Below are 14,934 nucleotides of genomic sequence, written 5' to 3' on the forward strand. Positions count from 1 at the left end.
TGCCGAAGACTTAATAAGATTTGCCCGTGTCACCTGTCAATTAATGTAGAAGATAGTTGCAGAAATTGAATTAGTACCATAGTGCTATACCCGCCATAGCCCTTTATTTATCAAGCAATTAAGCTATTTTTAAAGCAGATAGTACCTTAGTGTTATGTATTTTTTGAACGCTTAGGGTAAGACTGAAAGCATTATTCCGATGTCACCTCATCTGTGTAATAACAATAATTATAGGAATGTCTATGCTGAGCATGATAGGACTGTTAGGCGGTTTAATACTGCTGATCATTTTAACGCTGCGTGGGGTAAATTTATTTATCGCTGCGCCAATCTGTGCACTGTTAGTTGCACTTAGTAGTGGCATGGCCATTTTCCCTGTATCGGCAGATACAAACTTTATTAACGCCTATATGGATGGCTTTGCTGGCTTCTTAAGCGCATGGTTCTTTATGTTCTTACTAGGTTCTTTATTCGGTAAGTTCATGGAAGACACCGGTGCTGCAGACAGTGTTGCGAGCTACATTGTGGGTAAACTAGGTATGAAGCACGCCGTTCTTGCGGTTGTGATTGCCTGTGCAGTTTTAACCTACGGTGGCGTGAGCGTCTTTATTGTTGCGTTTTCTGTCTATCCAATGGCATTAAGTCTGTTTAAAGATGCAAACTTACCGCGCCGCTTTATTCCAGCAACACTGGCATTTGGTTCGGTGACCTTTACCATGACCTCGGCAGGCTCGCCAGAAATTCAAAACTGGATCCCGGTTAAACACCTTGGTACGTCACCCTATGCGGCTTGGGAAGTGAGCTTAGTGGTGGCTATATTCATGGCGACAGCAGGTTACTTTTGGTTAAACAAGATGATCAAAAAGGCCGTTGCTAACGGCGAGACCTTTGAAGCGCGCGATGATGATCCTGTCATTATTGAGCGTCGTCGTCCGCATCCAATTACGGGTGTGATCCCGCTGATCGTGGTGCTACTTTTATCATTTACGCTACATGATGTGCTACAGCAAACAGCGCTTATTGTTGCCTTACTTGGTGGTGTACTGAGTATTGTGATTATTAACTTCAAGCATTTTCACGATATGGGTAACGCCATTAATGTTGGTACAACCGGCGCTTTAGTGGCAATCGGTAATACCGCTGCTGTGGTTGGCTTTGGCGCTGTGGCGAAAGTATCACCAGCATTTACCGCCGCTGTCGATGTGATGACCCATATGCCGGGGAATGAGTTGGTTGGTGCTGCAGTTGCGGTCAGTGTAATTGCCGGCTTAACTGGCTCTGCTTCTGGCGGGCAAGCCATTGCATTACCACTTGTCGCGCCGGGTTATTTAGATATGGGTGTAAACCCTGAACAACTACACCGTGTAGTGGCAATAAGCTCTGGAGCCCTAGATACCTTGCCGCATAATGGTTATGTGGTCACAACAATACGCGCTATCTGTAAAGAAACGCATCAGCGAGCGTATTGGTCAATGGCTGCTCTGACAGCGGTTATTCCGCTTATCGGTGTCGCATTGGCACTCGGACTCTTTATTTTCTTTTAAGGAACAGCAATGAAAACCAAATTAATAATTTTGCTATGGCTGGTTGTATTTAGTAGCACTGCGTTTGGCGCTGCAAACAAAGCCGACACCATGCTGGTGGAAAAACAGCATTTTACGACAAGAGATTTTACCACTGTGTCTGGTGTGACTTTAGAGCAAGTGGATATTGGCTGGGAAAGCTATGGAAAGCTAAACGCCAATAAAGATAACGTGATTTTAATCACTCACTATTTCTCTGGTACTTCTCATGCTGCAGGTAAATATAAAGCGGATGACGCCCTACCGGGTTATTGGGATGCGATTATCGGCCCAGGTAAAGCTATCGATACGAATAAATATTATGTGATTAGCTCAGATACCCTAGTGAATGCCAACTGGCATGATGAAAATGTCATCACCACAGGCCCTGCGTCAACTAATCCAAAAACAGGTAAACCTTATGGTTTGGATTTCCCTGTGGTTACGATTACTGACTTTGTGAATGTGCAAAAGCGTTTACTCGACAGCCTAGGTATCACTAAATTACATGCTGTGATGGGCGCATCAATGGGCTCATTTCAAGCACTTGAGTGGGCAACACGTTACCCAGATAAAGTAGAGCGTTTAATTCATGTGATTGGCGCTGCAACTATGGATGCATGGACAGTCGCTGCCCTTGAAAAATGGGCGTTACCAATTCGTTTAGATAAAAATTGGCAGCAAGGTAATTACTACGGCAAAGAGCGCCCGCTAGATGGCTTAGCAGCAACCATGCTTAATATTACGCAAGATGCGATGCATCCAATTATTTATAACGCGAGCTTCCCTGACTTTAATGTATTAGATGAAGGCGCATTAAAAGATATTCGTACCTTGCCTAAGTTAAACCAAGTACTCGCTCAGCGCGCAATGGCACGAGCGAAAACGCAAGATGCCAACCATGTACTTTATTTGGTCCGGGCATCACAACTATTTACCGCTGGCATGCAAAGTGATTTAACAACAGCACTTAAAAATGTCTCTGCCAAAACATTATTGCTACCTGCAACGAACGACTTACTGCTTCGCCCTGAAAACATGCGCACCGTGTTTGACACCATGAAAGCGGCAGGTAAAGACGTTGAGATTTCAGAAATTGAAGGGGGTTGGGGACACCTTGATGGCATTTTCTCAATCGCCACGAAAGCGCAGCTTATCAGTGAGTTTTTAGAGGAGTAGCCCGATGAGCAAAACAGTTTTAATTACCGGTGCAGCCAGTGGTATTGGTCTATATGTTGCCCAGCAACTGGCGATGCAAGGTCACACTATTATTGTGACTGATTTAAATCAGCAAGCAGCACAGCAAGCGGCAGCAGGCATTGTTGAGCAAGGTGGTAGCGCCGAAGGGTATGCACTTAATGTGGCAGACAGTGATGCAATTGAGCAGTTTTTCACTGAGCTTAATCAGCCAATTGATGTACTTATTAATAATGCGGGTATTCAGCACGTGGCAAAGCTTGAAGATTTTCCGGCTGATAAGTGGCAGTTCTTACAGCAAGTTATGCTCGTTGGCCCGGCGATGATGACCAAGGCAGTACTCCCTCGCATGCGTGAGCAAGATTTTGGTCGTATCATTAATATTGGCTCAATTCATGCGATGGTGGCGTCTAAATATAAGTCTGCTTATATCGCTGCAAAACATGGCTTAATCGGCTTTGCTAAAACCATGGCACTCGAAACGGGTGATGCCAACATCACGATTAATACTGTGTGCCCAGCCTATGTAAAAACACCGCTTGTGGAGCAACAAATTGCCTCGCAAGCCAAAGAGCATGGCATTTCAGAGCAACAAGTGATCGACACAATTATGTTAGCACCGATGCCGAAAAAAGCATTTATCGGCTTAGATGAGATCCTGCATACCGTTAGCTTTTTAATGGCCGATGCAGCACGCAATATTACCGCCCAAGCAATCGCCATTGATGGCGGTTGGACTGCACAGTAGGAGGAGCCAATGGCAGGTTTTGATAAAGTAGTTACAAGTTACAGCGAAGCGATGGCTGGTCTTGAAGATGGCATGACAGTGATAGCCGGTGGTTTTGGCTTATGCGGTATTCCTGAAGGATTGATTGCGCAAATTAAACGTCAAGGCACCCGTGATTTAACCGTGGTATCGAATAACTGTGGTGTTGATGGTTTTGGTTTAGGAGTGCTACTTGAAGACAAGCAAATCAGCAAGATGGTTGCCTCTTACGTTGGTGAAAACGCGCTATTTGAGCAGCAACTATTAAATGGTGAACTTGAAGTTGAGCTCACACCGCAAGGCACTTTAGCTGAAAAAATGCGTGCTGGTGGTGCGGGTATTCCAGCATTTTATACCGCAACGGGTGTCGGTACACCGGTGGCTGACGGTAAAGAAACTCGCAATATTAATGGTCGCGATTATTTATTAGAGCCAAGCATTACTGGCGACTTTGCGATAGTTAAAGCGTGGAAAGCAGATCGCTACGGTAACTGCATTTATCGTCATACGGCGATGAACTTTAATCCGATGGCAGCAACCGCAGGCAAAATTACGGTTCTTGAAGTTGAAGAAATTGTTGAGCCAGGGGAGCTAGAGCCAAGCCAAATTCACACGCCGGGTATCTATATTGACCGAGTGATTAAAGGTGAATTTGAAAAGCGCATCGAGAAAGTTACCACTAAGCAAGAGAATCAATAAGGAGCACGCTGATGGCATTAACACGAGAGCAAATCGCTAAACGCGTGGCGATGGAACTACAGGATGGTTACTACGTTAACTTAGGTATAGGTATTCCAACCTTGGTTGCTAATTATGTCCCTGATGGCATCGAAGTGATGCTGCAATCTGAAAATGGTTTACTCGGTATGGGGCCATACCCAAGTGCAGACCAAGTTGATGCCGATATGATCAACGCAGGTAAAGAAACGGTCACCGCTGCAACGGGGGCGGCTATATTTAGCTCCGCAGAAAGCTTTGCCATGATCCGCGGCGGCCACGTTGATTTAACCGTGCTGGGTGCGTTTGAAGTAGACCAAAACGGCAACATAGCCAGTTGGATGATCCCGAAAAAGTTGGTTAAAGGAATGGGCGGTGCGATGGATTTAGTAGCCGGTGCTAAAAACATTATTTGTACCATGACCCATGCCAACAAGCATGGTGAATCAAAACTGCTGACCGAATGTAGTTTGCCGTTAACGGGCGTTGGTTGTATCAATAAAGTGATCACCGATTTGGCACTTTTAGAAATTAAAGACGGTGCATTTCATTTATTAGAGCGTGCGCCAGGTGTCTCGGTTGATGAGATTATTGCTAAGACACAGGGCAAACTTATTGTCTCTGGTGACGTTCCTGAGATGACTTTTAGCTAGTTTGCGACTTTTAAGCAGCTAATTTGCCTAGATTTTATACTAACCCCCAGTAATGCGCTTTTTGTTCATGAGTTTTATGAACAAAAAGCCATTTATCTCCATCAATGCAACTTACCCCCTAAACATTTCGTTAATCTATCGTTAACACTATGCTCCAAACCAGATCGCCGTTTGCAGTAGGCCGATCAACGACAACAAATAACTATAATCTGGTGTGGAGTAATTCATGAAAGCAAGTAACACACAGCTCGCTTTAGCCGTTGCAGCGGCGTTAGCAAGTACATCAGCATTCGCACAAAGCGACACTGAACAACTACAGCAACAACTCGATGCACTTCAAAAAGAAGTGGATTCATTAAAAACATCTAGCGGCTTCAACCTAGAATTTGGTGGTCGCGTGCAACTTGATTACAACTATTTCGACGGTGCTTACAATGCCGACAATGATGGCGCTGGAGGCAGCGACTTCTTCCCACGTCGTATTCGTACTTATGTTGAAAGTGAACATGGCAACTGGGATCACAAATTACTACTCGAATTTTCTGAAGGCACGGCTGAAATCGTGTTAGCGCGGGTACGTTATGCATTCGACAACGGCTTAAAAGTAAAAGCCGGTAAAATCCGTGAAGACATGTCGCTCAATGCGCTAACCAGTTCTAAACACATTAATACTATTGAGCGTAGCACCCTTGCTAACACCTTCTCGCCTTTCTTCCGTTGGGGTATCTCGGCTTATCAATACTTTAAAGATTCAGGCTTACGTTACGCCGTGGGTGTTTACAAAAACGATGCGTTTGGTGCATCGGGCCATGACGAAGATGACAAACTGACATTGGCTGTAACAGGTCGCTTAACCTGGTCAAGTGCAGCGCCGGGTGATGTGATTCATTTAGGTGCTTGGCACTCTTATCGTGATATGGGCGACAATGATTTAAGCGCTCGTTTTGCCCGTGGTGAAGTGCGTGAAACCAATGTTCGCTTAGTGGATTACGCAGTCGGTGGTGAAACCGCAGCGCTAAATAGCATGTCACAAAGCGGTCTTGAATTTGCCTACCAAGCAAATGCATTCACTCTAGAGGCTGAATATGCCAGCCGTTACCTTGATACGGTCGATAGTAGTAACGAACTTGATGGTGAGCGTTTTGATGGCTTTCATGTCTCGGCAAGTTACTTCTTAGGCGGTGAGCAGCGCCGTTACAAAGCAGGTTCAGCGCTATTTGTACAACCAAAAGGGATTAAAGATGCATGGGAGCTGGTTGCACGTGTGTCACAAATGAATGCTAGCAGCAAACAGCAAGGTACTGACGTAACCACTTATACATTAGGCACATCATATTACCTAAGCAGCGATATCAAATTTATGGGCAACCTGATTTACAGCGATGTTGATGGTGCCGGTGCTTCTACGCTGGTAGGTGATGAAGATTCAGGTATGGGCATCAGTGCTCGTATGCAGTACTTATTTTAGGAGTCGTGCATTATGACTATGTTTAAATCATTAAAAAGATCTGTTTTAGCAGCTTCATTATTAGTAGCCAGCCCACTGGCATTAGCAAACTTACACTTTTTGGTACCGGGTGGCCCAGGCGGCGGTTGGGATACCACAGCACGTGGTGTCGGTGAAGCAATGGTAAAAGCGGGCATTGAAGATAATGCATCGTTTCAGAATATGTCGGGCGGCGGCGGTGGCCGTGCAATTGCATACCTGATTGAGTCGGGCACTAAAAAAGGCGATATGTTGATGGTTAACTCAACGCCTATCGTTCTGCGTGCATTATCAGGCAAAATTCCTTACAGCTATCGCGATTTAACGCCAGTTGCCAGCATGATTGCTGATTATGGTGCATTTGTTGTGCGCAATGACTCGCCATTTAAAACATGGCAAGACGTTATTGATGCAATGAAAAAAGACCCAGGCTCTGTAAAAGTAGCAGGTGGCTCTGCGCGCGGCAGCATGGATCACTTAGTGGCTGCACAAGCGGTTAAAGCGGCGGGTCTTGATGGTCGTCGATTACGTTACATTCCTTATGATGCCGGTGGTAAAGCGAAAGCTGGTTTACTGTCGGGTGAGGTCAACTTACTTTCAACAGGCTTAAGTGAGGCACTCGAAGTCGCTAATGGTGGTCAGGCACGTATTTTAGCGGTGACTTCTGCAGATAAATTGCCAGATTACCCAGCAATTCCAACCTTAAAGTCGCTAGGTTACGACATGGAGTTCGTAAACTGGCGCGGCTTTTTTGCAACCCCAGATTTACCAGCAGACAAACTTGCCGAGTACACAGAAAAGCTACGTAAGTTGCAACAAACCCCTGAATGGGAAGCGGTTCGTGCCCGCAATGGTTGGCTAAATCTATTTCAAGAAAAAGAAGCGTTTATTAAATCGCTTGAGCAGCAAGAAGCGCAATTACGCGTTGTAATGAAAGAGCTTGGTTTTATCCGAGGCTAAGGTTAGACGATGTTAAACCGTGAACTAATTGGACCAAGTTTATTCTTGGTCCTCTTTACCCTCTACGCCCTTGTGGCTTGGCAAATTCCACTTATGCCATTTGAAGAGTACGAAAGCGTTACTTCTGCAACCTTACCAAAAGTGTATGCAGTATTTGGTATCGTGGTGTGTGTACTTTCGATTGGTGCCAACTTATTAAAGCAAGCGCCTGCAGAAAAAGCAGAGCTACTCAGTAAGGGCAACTTACTACGTACCTTTGCATTGTTGGTTTTAATGGTTGCTTATAGCGCCATGCTTGAACCGTTCGGCTTTTTAATTGCCACCAGTGCATTTTTAATTACGGGCTTTTTTATCATGGGCGAACGCCGTAAGGCAGTGTTGTTGTTTGCTTCAGTGCCTGTGGCCGTGGTTTTTTGGTTTTTAATGACACAAGTACTGGGCATTTACTTAGTACCTGGCAATCTGTGGAGTTAAGTTATGCTTGATGGAATTATGTTAGGTTTGTCGACCGTACTCGACTGGAACAACTTGTTATATGTGATCGTAGGCTGCTTTGTTGGCACGTTCATTGGTATGCTACCAGGCCTTGGTCCAATTACTGCGATTGCGTTGATGATCCCGATCACTTACAGCATCGGTGCTGATTCGGGCATGATTTTAATGGCCGGTGTTTACTATGGGGCTATATTCGGTGGCTCTACTTCTTCTATTTTGATTAATGCGCCGGGTGTGGCGGGTACGGTAGCGTCATCGTTTGATGGCTACCCGCTAGCAAAGCAGGGTAAGGCAGGTAAAGCCCTTGCGATTGCGGCTTATTCATCCTTTATAGGCGGGACGATTGGCGCCATTTTATTGATGGTGGCTGCGCCATTATTAGCGAAAGTGTCATTAAGTTTTCAGTCGCCTGATTATGTTGTACTGATGTTTTTAGGCTTAACGGCTATCGCTGCGTTCTCTAATAAAGGACAATTTTTAAAAGCCATGATGATGACGGTATTTGGTTTGATGCTGGCAACGGTAGGTATTGATCCCTCTTCAGGTACCGAGCGCTTTACTTTTGGCCAAGCTGATTTATTAGATGGTATTAGCTTTTTATTAGTAGCAATGGCAACGTTTGCGTTGGCTGAGGCGTTGATTAATGTGGCACGCCCTGAAGCTGAACCAGATAAAAAAATTGATGATCCTGATACGCCAAAAATTGGCTCAACAAAACTGACTAAAGAAGAAGTAAAAGACATGGCTCCTGTGGTTGGGCGCTCATCTTTACTTGGTTTTATAGTCGGTGTGTTACCGGGCGCAGGGGCAACCATTGCTAGCTTTATGGCCTATGCCACTGAGCGTAACCTTGCTCCAAAGGCACTGAAAGATAAATTTGGTAAGGGCTCAATGCGTGGCTTAGCCGCACCCGAGTCTGCTAATAATGCTGCCTGTACGGGCTCATTTGTACCATTACTGACTTTAGGTATTCCAGGCTCTGGTACAACAGCGATCATGCTAGGTGCATTAATTGCTTACGGTATTCAGCCGGGCCCTATGTTAATGCAAGAAAACCCAAGCGTGTTTTGGGCTGTCATTGTCAGTATGTACTTTGGCAATATTGTACTGCTGATTTTGAATCTGCCGTTGATCCCATATTTCGCTAAAGTGTTGGCAATGCCTAAATCTGTGCTGACAGTGATGATTTTATTCTTCAGCTTAATTGGTGTGTATTTAGTGTCATTTAACACCTTTGATTTATTTATGATGGTGGGCTTTGCGCTGGTGGCCTTGGTGCTTCGATTGTTAGCTTTCCCGATGGCGCCTTTATTACTTGGCTTTATCCTCGGTGATATGATTGAGCGAAACTTCCGCCGTGCCATGATGATTTCAGATGGTTCACTAAGCTTTTTATGGGACCGCCCATTAACACTGAGTATTTTTGTGATTTCGATCTTAGTGTTGTTGTTCCCACTGAAAGACTATATTGTCCAACGTCGTAAAGAAAAAGCAGCTACGCAAGCAGAGCAACATGCGTAGAACAAGGCACTGATATGAGATACACCAATAAGCTAAACCCATTTCAGCATGTGGTTAAAAAACCCAAGCGCTTAGAAACGCGACTCATTATTTGGGTTACCGGTCTATGTGTTTTACAGGCTGTATTGTTTGGCGCATTGGTGTATCAGATCACCGCAGAAAGCTTACATAACCACATGGGTGATAAAGCGCTTGCGCTCGCAACCAGTATTGCCTCACGGGATGACGTGCAAAATGCATTGCAAACCAAGCAAGGGCTTGATGAGTTAAATACGCAAATAGAGCATATTCGTGAACTCACCGCAGCTAGCTTTATCGTGATTGGCGATAAGAATACCCGCCGCATTGTTCACCCAGATCCCGACAAGCTAGGTAAGCCGATGGTGGGTGGTGATAGTAAAGCGGCGCTGCGTGGTGAGCGGTATGTGTCAATTGCAAAAGGGAGTTTGGGTGAGTCTATTCGTGGCAAAGTCCCTGTGCTCTCAGAGCGAGGCGAAGTCATCGGCTTGGTATCGGTTGGCTTTTTAGTGCAATCAATTGAACCGCTTATTCGTGCTCGCAGTGCTGAAATTATGCTTTGGGGTTTGTTGTTAGTAGGTTTAAGTATTTTGGCCGCGGTGTATATTGGTCAACGGGTTCGTAATGCTATTTTTGGGTTACAGCCTGACGAAATAGCACGGTTGTTCTCTGAGCAAGATGCTATTTTGAATACTGTTCGTAGCGGCATTATCGCCCTCGATCCTGAAGGTAATGTACGTAACTTAAATCAACGTGCCTGCGAAATCCTCGGTAAACCGACCAGCTGTATTCATCAACCACTTAAACTTGCAGACTTACTTCCTGAACATAGCGAGTTTTTAATGCATAACCAACAGCGTCCGATTGTTGGTTTTGAATTATTTGCCGCCGATAAACGCATTGTGTTGTCGCGATATGCATTGCAAGTGCAAGGTCAGGCTGATGGTATTTTGTTGAGTATGCGCCCTGCGGATGAACTTGAATATTTATCGCAGCAATTAACCAAAGTGCAAGCCTTTGCTGAGTTATTACGAGTGCAAACGCATGATTACTCGAATAAGCTAAACTTAATTGGTGCGTTAATTCAGATGGGGCAAACGGATCAGGCGATTGAGTTAATTGGTCAAGAAAGTAAAGGCTCGCAAGCGCAGATCCATCATTTGCTCGAAAGGATCCAAGATCCGGTACTAGCAGGTTTATTGGTTGGTAAATACCATAAAGCCCGTGAATTAAACGTGATACTTGAGCTTAATCCAGATAGCTTATTAGGATCGATCACCCGTAAAGATATGCTTGAACGGGTTGTCTCGATACTTGGCAATTTGATTGATAACGCAATTGAAGCTGCTATTCGAGCTAGCGATACACGTACCCCTAAAGTTCGTGTTACGGTTGATGAAACCAGTAAAACATTATTGTTTGATGTTGAAGACAGCGGCTTTGGATTAGGCGATGACAAGGATGTGATATTCACACCACAATACAGTTCAAAGTCTGGGGCTGAGCATGGTATCGGCCTTTATTTAGTTAAAACCAACTTAGATTCGTGCCGTGGTAGTTTAGAAATAGGTGAGTCTGATCTGATGGGGGCACGCTTAAGTGTCTACATTCCAAAATAATAAAAAATGATCAGCCTATAAATAAAAGGTAAAGAACATGACTTACTCAGTTGTCATTGTTGAAGACGAAGTAGAAGTAGCCCAATTATTGGCGCAATACTTATTACTTCCTCATGGCGTTGCTGGCCAACAAGGGGCGCGGCAAACACTGCGTCAGGGGCAATATCAGGTTGTGGGTATTGCAGGCAATCTTGCTACTGCGAAAGCGCTATTATCGGCGATTAATGCCGATTTAATTTTGCTCGATATTCATTTACCCGATGGCAATGGTCTTGATTTACTTAATGAATTACGCCGCGAAGAAATGAAAAGCGAAGTAATGCTATTAACCGCAGCAAAAGAAGTAGAAACACTTGAAAAAGCCATGCAACTTGGTGCCTGTGACTTCTTAGTAAAACCATTAATGCTAAATCGCTTAGATCAAGCACTAGCGCGATTCGAAGCAAGGCAACAATGTTTGTCAGATGCCGATGAAGTAACCCAATCTATGGTCGATACTTTATTTGGATCGCAAGAACAGTTAAAAGCCCCGGTCAGGTTGCCAAAAGGGGTGGATCAGCTTACTTTGCAAAAGATCTTAAAAGCTTTTAAAGCGAATATTGGCACGGCTTTTACTGCTCAGCAAATGGGTGATTTAGTCGGCGTAAGCCGCTCAACAGCCCGTCGTTACCTCGAATACTTGCTTGAAGCTGAGCAAGTCAGTGCTGATCAGAGCTATGGAAGTATCGGGCGACCTGAGCGCTGTTATAAAATGACAAGTAGCTAATCGCATCATTTAATAGCCAAATCAGTGCTAAATTAGCGATTTTAGTAGCATAAACTCACTGTTCGGCACGTTAAAAAGTGCCGCTTATCCTGAGCATAGAAAAATTTTATAAAATTGATTGCATTTTAAGCGACTTCGATGGTGATGTTCGCTTTAAGTAATGCTATACTCCCGCCGAATAATTTTTCGACTTTATTAAGAGTAAAATAATGGCAGATTTATCGAAGTACAGAAATATTGGTATTTTCGCCCACGTTGACGCGGGTAAAACTACCACCACTGAGCGTATCCTTAAGCTTACGGGTAAAATTCATAAGACTGGTGAGGTACACGACGGTGAGTCTACTACTGACTTCATGGAACAAGAAGCTGAGCGCGGTATTACAATCCAATCAGCAGCTGTAACTTGTGAGTGGAAAGGCCACCGCTTAAACGTTATCGATACTCCGGGACACGTTGACTTCACAGTAGAAGTATACCGTTCACTTAAAGTACTAGACGGTGGTATCGGTGTATTCTGTGGTTCTGGTGGTGTTGAGCCGCAGTCAGAAACTAACTGGCGTTATGCGAACGAATCAGAAGTTGCACGTGTAATCTTCGTAAACAAATTAGACCGTATGGGTGCTGATTTCTACCGCGTTGTAGGTCAAGTTGAGAAAGTACTAGGTGCTAACCCACTAGTTATGACTTTACCAATCGGTATCGAAGACCAATTCATTGGTGTTGTAGACGTACTTGAGAAAAAAGCATACGTTTGGGATGACACTGGTCTTCCTGAAAACTACGAAGTACAAGACGTTCCAGCTGACATGGTAGACAAAGTTGATGAATACCATGAGATGCTTGTTGAGTCTGCTGTTGAGCAAGACGAAGACCTAATGATGGCTTACATGGAAGGTGAAGAGCCTTCACTAGAAGACATCAAACGTTGTATCCGTAAAGGTACTCGTGATCTTGCGTTCTTCCCAACATACTGTGGTTCTGCATTCAAAAACAAAGGTATGCAGTTAGTATTAGACGCGGTTGTAGATTACCTACCTTCGCCTACAGAAGTTGACCCACAACCTCTAACTGATCCTGAAACAGGTGAGCCTACTGGTGAAGTAGCAACTGTTTCTGCAGATGAGCCACTTAAAGCGTTAGCGTTCAAAATCATGGACGACCGTTTCGGTGCACTTACGTTCATCCGTATCTACGCTGGTCGCATGAAGAAAGGTGACACAATCCTTAACTCAGCAACTGGTAAAACAGAGCGTATCGGCCGTATGGTTGAAATGCAAGCTGACGAGCGTAACGAACTTACTGAAGCACAAGCGGGTGACATCATCGCTGTTGTTGGTATGAAGAACGTTCAAACTGGTCACACTCTTTGTGATCCTAAGCACGAATGTACACTTGAAGCGATGATCTTCCCTGATCCAGTAATCTCAATCGCTGTTGCTCCTAAAGACAAAGGCGGTAACGAGAAGATGGGTATCGCGATCGGTAAGATGGTTGCAGAAGATCCTTCATTCCAAGTTGAAACTGACGAAGATTCAGGCGAAACCATCCTTAAAGGTATGGGTGAGCTTCACTTAGATATCAAAGTAGATATCCTTAAGCGTACTTACGGCGTAGACCTAGTTGTTGGTCAACCTCAGGTTGCTTACCGTGAAACTATCACGAAAGAAATCGAAGATAGCTACACGCATAAGAAACAATCTGGTGGTTCTGGTCAATTCGGTAAAATCGATTACCGCATCAAGCCAGGCGAGCAAAACTCAGGCTTCACGTTCTCTTCATCAGTTGTTGGTGGTAACGTACCTAAAGAATTCTGGCCTGCAGTTGAGAAAGGCTTCGCATCAATGATGCAAGAAGGTGTTCTAGCTGGCTTCCCAGTATTAGACGTTGAAGTTGAACTTTTCGACGGTGCTTTCCACGCAGTTGACTCATCAGCAATCGCGTTCGAAATCGCTGCTAAAGGCGCTTTCCGTCAGTCTATCCCTAAAGCGGGTGCACAACTTCTTGAGCCAATCATGAAAGTTGACGTATTCACTCCGGAAGACAACGTAGGTGACGTAATCGGTGACCTTAACCGTCGTCGTGGTATGATCAAAGACCAAGAAGCTGGCGCAATGGGCGTTCGCATCAAGGGTGATGTACCACTTTCTGAAATGTTTGGTTACATCGGCCACTTACGTACTATCACTTCTGGTCGTGGTCAGTTCTCTATGGAGTTCTCACACTACGCACCATGTCCTGCAAACGTTGCTGAAACAGTAATCGCTGCAGAAAAAGAGAAAAAAGCTGCTAAGTAATTAGCCGTTTAATTCTTTTAAAAAAACCCGCACATGCTGCGGGTTTTATATTGCCTAAAAATCGTAAATATATTGTCGTAATTTTTTCGATTACAAAGTAATCATTTCTTTCCTTTGTATGTTAATTAACCATTCAGCTTTGAGTTATTAATGTACCGGTACAGGTATCGCACTTTTAAAGTATTTTCTAAATAGTGAATACGATTTAAGTGCTGCCGCTCTTAAATTGTACGATTTTAATACAAATTTCATTTTCCAGAAATATATAAGCTTATTAGTAAGTTGTAAGCTAATTACTTTGTTCTAGTAAAAAAGTGCTTTTTTGTACCTTGTGTACCTTTTTTAGTCTATGTAAAATGGCGCCCGAATGATTTTTTAATCATTTTGTATTAAACGTCTGCTTATTAAATATTACAACTATAGAAATATACTCATGAAAACGATTAAGTTAAGTCCTAATTGGACTCTACAGGGAAGCAAGATAGCACTGGCTATTCTTGTTGCATTAAGCGTTACTTTGCTAGGAGCATCAATTTTGATGCTATTGTTACCTGTTCTGCTATTTATTACTCTATTAAATTTTTTAGAATTGCGCTTCTTACACTGTTACAAGGCGGGGATTTGTTATTCGCGAGGATTAGGTAAGCGTTACATCAACGCTGAAGATATTGTCACTGTTGAATTTAACCCAATGGCATTCATCACAGTATTTAAAATTACCTTAGCGAATGGTAAAACACACCAGTTTATGAACTGGCAGATTGATGAGCAGCAACAGATTGACATTGCTAAGCTCTATAAGTCAAAAGCAGGTTGTGCCATAAAGCCTAATCTGCAATGTAAAGCCTAATACTGGCAAGTCTCAATATTGCTAAAT

General features: G+C 44.0%; 13 protein-coding genes. All 13 read left to right on the top strand.

What is annotated here, in order from left to right; translation table 11 throughout:
* The first annotated feature begins 242 nt into the window (after window positions 1-242).
* The 13 genes from EXT43_RS15335 to EXT43_RS15395 all read left to right on the top strand — a co-directional run bounded on the left by EXT43_RS15335 (window position 243) and on the right by EXT43_RS15395 (window position 14,907).
* A complete protein-coding gene (locus EXT43_RS15335; RefSeq protein WP_054552324.1) occupies window positions 243-1,544 on the top strand; it encodes a GntP family permease in 1,302 nt (433 codons plus the stop codon).
* A gap of 9 nt (window positions 1,545-1,553) precedes the next feature.
* Complete coding sequence (locus tag EXT43_RS15340; protein WP_130167369.1) at window positions 1,554-2,741, top strand: homoserine O-acetyltransferase; 1,188 nt, start codon at window positions 1,554-1,556, stop codon at window positions 2,739-2,741.
* Between the two features lie 4 nt (window positions 2,742-2,745).
* Entirely contained in the window at window positions 2,746-3,507 is a 762-nt protein-coding gene (locus tag EXT43_RS15345; RefSeq protein ID WP_054552326.1) for a 3-hydroxybutyrate dehydrogenase, read from the top strand.
* 9 nt (window positions 3,508-3,516) lie between these two features.
* Complete coding sequence (locus EXT43_RS15350; RefSeq protein WP_063527828.1) at window positions 3,517-4,224, top strand: CoA transferase subunit A; 708 nt, start codon at window positions 3,517-3,519, stop codon at window positions 4,222-4,224.
* Window positions 4,225-4,235: 11 nt separating this feature from the next.
* Window positions 4,236-4,895 carry a 3-oxoacid CoA-transferase subunit B gene (locus tag EXT43_RS15355; protein ID WP_063527724.1) on the top strand — a complete coding sequence of 220 codons (660 nt, stop codon included), beginning with the start codon at window positions 4,236-4,238 and terminating at the stop codon, window positions 4,893-4,895.
* A 226-nt stretch (window positions 4,896-5,121) separates the two neighbouring features.
* On the top strand, window positions 5,122-6,363 hold the full coding sequence (locus EXT43_RS15360; RefSeq protein ID WP_054552329.1) for a porin: 1,242 nt from the start codon (window positions 5,122-5,124) through the stop codon (window positions 6,361-6,363).
* Window positions 6,364-6,381: 18 nt separating this feature from the next.
* Complete coding sequence (locus EXT43_RS15365) at window positions 6,382-7,341, top strand: tripartite tricarboxylate transporter substrate-binding protein (RefSeq protein ID WP_054552553.1); 960 nt, start codon at window positions 6,382-6,384, stop codon at window positions 7,339-7,341.
* A gap of 9 nt (window positions 7,342-7,350) precedes the next feature.
* Window positions 7,351-7,815, top strand: coding sequence for a tripartite tricarboxylate transporter TctB family protein (locus EXT43_RS15370; protein ID WP_054562934.1), 465 nt, complete (start codon window positions 7,351-7,353; stop codon window positions 7,813-7,815).
* 3 nt (window positions 7,816-7,818) lie between these two features.
* Window positions 7,819-9,357, top strand: coding sequence for a tripartite tricarboxylate transporter permease (locus tag EXT43_RS15375; protein ID WP_054552331.1), 1,539 nt, complete (start codon window positions 7,819-7,821; stop codon window positions 9,355-9,357).
* 14 nt (window positions 9,358-9,371) lie between these two features.
* Window positions 9,372-10,994, top strand: coding sequence for a sensor histidine kinase (locus tag EXT43_RS15380; protein ID WP_062566305.1), 1,623 nt, complete (start codon window positions 9,372-9,374; stop codon window positions 10,992-10,994).
* Between the two features lie 37 nt (window positions 10,995-11,031).
* Window positions 11,032-11,760, top strand: a complete 729-nt coding sequence (locus EXT43_RS15385) for a response regulator (RefSeq protein WP_054552333.1) — start codon at window positions 11,032-11,034, stop codon at window positions 11,758-11,760.
* 209 nt (window positions 11,761-11,969) lie between these two features.
* Window positions 11,970-14,057, top strand: coding sequence for an elongation factor G (gene fusA / locus EXT43_RS15390; protein ID WP_054552334.1), 2,088 nt, complete (start codon window positions 11,970-11,972; stop codon window positions 14,055-14,057).
* Window positions 14,058-14,490: 433 nt separating this feature from the next.
* Window positions 14,491-14,907 carry a hypothetical protein gene (locus EXT43_RS15395; RefSeq protein ID WP_130167370.1) on the top strand — a complete coding sequence of 139 codons (417 nt, stop codon included), beginning with the start codon at window positions 14,491-14,493 and terminating at the stop codon, window positions 14,905-14,907.
* Window positions 14,908-14,934 lie beyond the last annotated feature (27 nt).

The sequence above is a fragment of the Pseudoalteromonas sp. CO109Y genome, from assembly GCF_004208935.1.
GTDB classification, from domain to species: Bacteria; Pseudomonadota; Gammaproteobacteria; order Enterobacterales; family Alteromonadaceae; genus Pseudoalteromonas; species Pseudoalteromonas shioyasakiensis.

Coding starts and splice junctions, on each gene's coding strand:
- EXT43_RS15350 (WP_063527828.1), top strand. CDS start 3,517: ATGGCAGGTTTTGATAAAGTAGTTACAAGTTACAGCGAAGCGATGGCT.
- EXT43_RS15365 (WP_054552553.1), top strand. CDS start 6,382: ATGTTTAAATCATTAAAAAGATCTGTTTTAGCAGCTTCATTATTAGTA.
- EXT43_RS15375 (WP_054552331.1), top strand. CDS start 7,819: ATGCTTGATGGAATTATGTTAGGTTTGTCGACCGTACTCGACTGGAAC.
- EXT43_RS15370 (WP_054562934.1), top strand. CDS start 7,351: ATGTTAAACCGTGAACTAATTGGACCAAGTTTATTCTTGGTCCTCTTT.
- fusA (WP_054552334.1), top strand. CDS start 11,970: ATGGCAGATTTATCGAAGTACAGAAATATTGGTATTTTCGCCCACGTT.
- EXT43_RS15360 (WP_054552329.1), top strand. CDS start 5,122: ATGAAAGCAAGTAACACACAGCTCGCTTTAGCCGTTGCAGCGGCGTTA.
- EXT43_RS15340 (WP_130167369.1), top strand. CDS start 1,554: ATGAAAACCAAATTAATAATTTTGCTATGGCTGGTTGTATTTAGTAGC.
- EXT43_RS15395 (WP_130167370.1), top strand. CDS start 14,491: ATGAAAACGATTAAGTTAAGTCCTAATTGGACTCTACAGGGAAGCAAG.
- EXT43_RS15380 (WP_062566305.1), top strand. CDS start 9,372: ATGAGATACACCAATAAGCTAAACCCATTTCAGCATGTGGTTAAAAAA.
- EXT43_RS15335 (WP_054552324.1), top strand. CDS start 243: ATGCTGAGCATGATAGGACTGTTAGGCGGTTTAATACTGCTGATCATT.
- EXT43_RS15355 (WP_063527724.1), top strand. CDS start 4,236: ATGGCATTAACACGAGAGCAAATCGCTAAACGCGTGGCGATGGAACTA.
- EXT43_RS15385 (WP_054552333.1), top strand. CDS start 11,032: ATGACTTACTCAGTTGTCATTGTTGAAGACGAAGTAGAAGTAGCCCAA.
- EXT43_RS15345 (WP_054552326.1), top strand. CDS start 2,746: ATGAGCAAAACAGTTTTAATTACCGGTGCAGCCAGTGGTATTGGTCTA.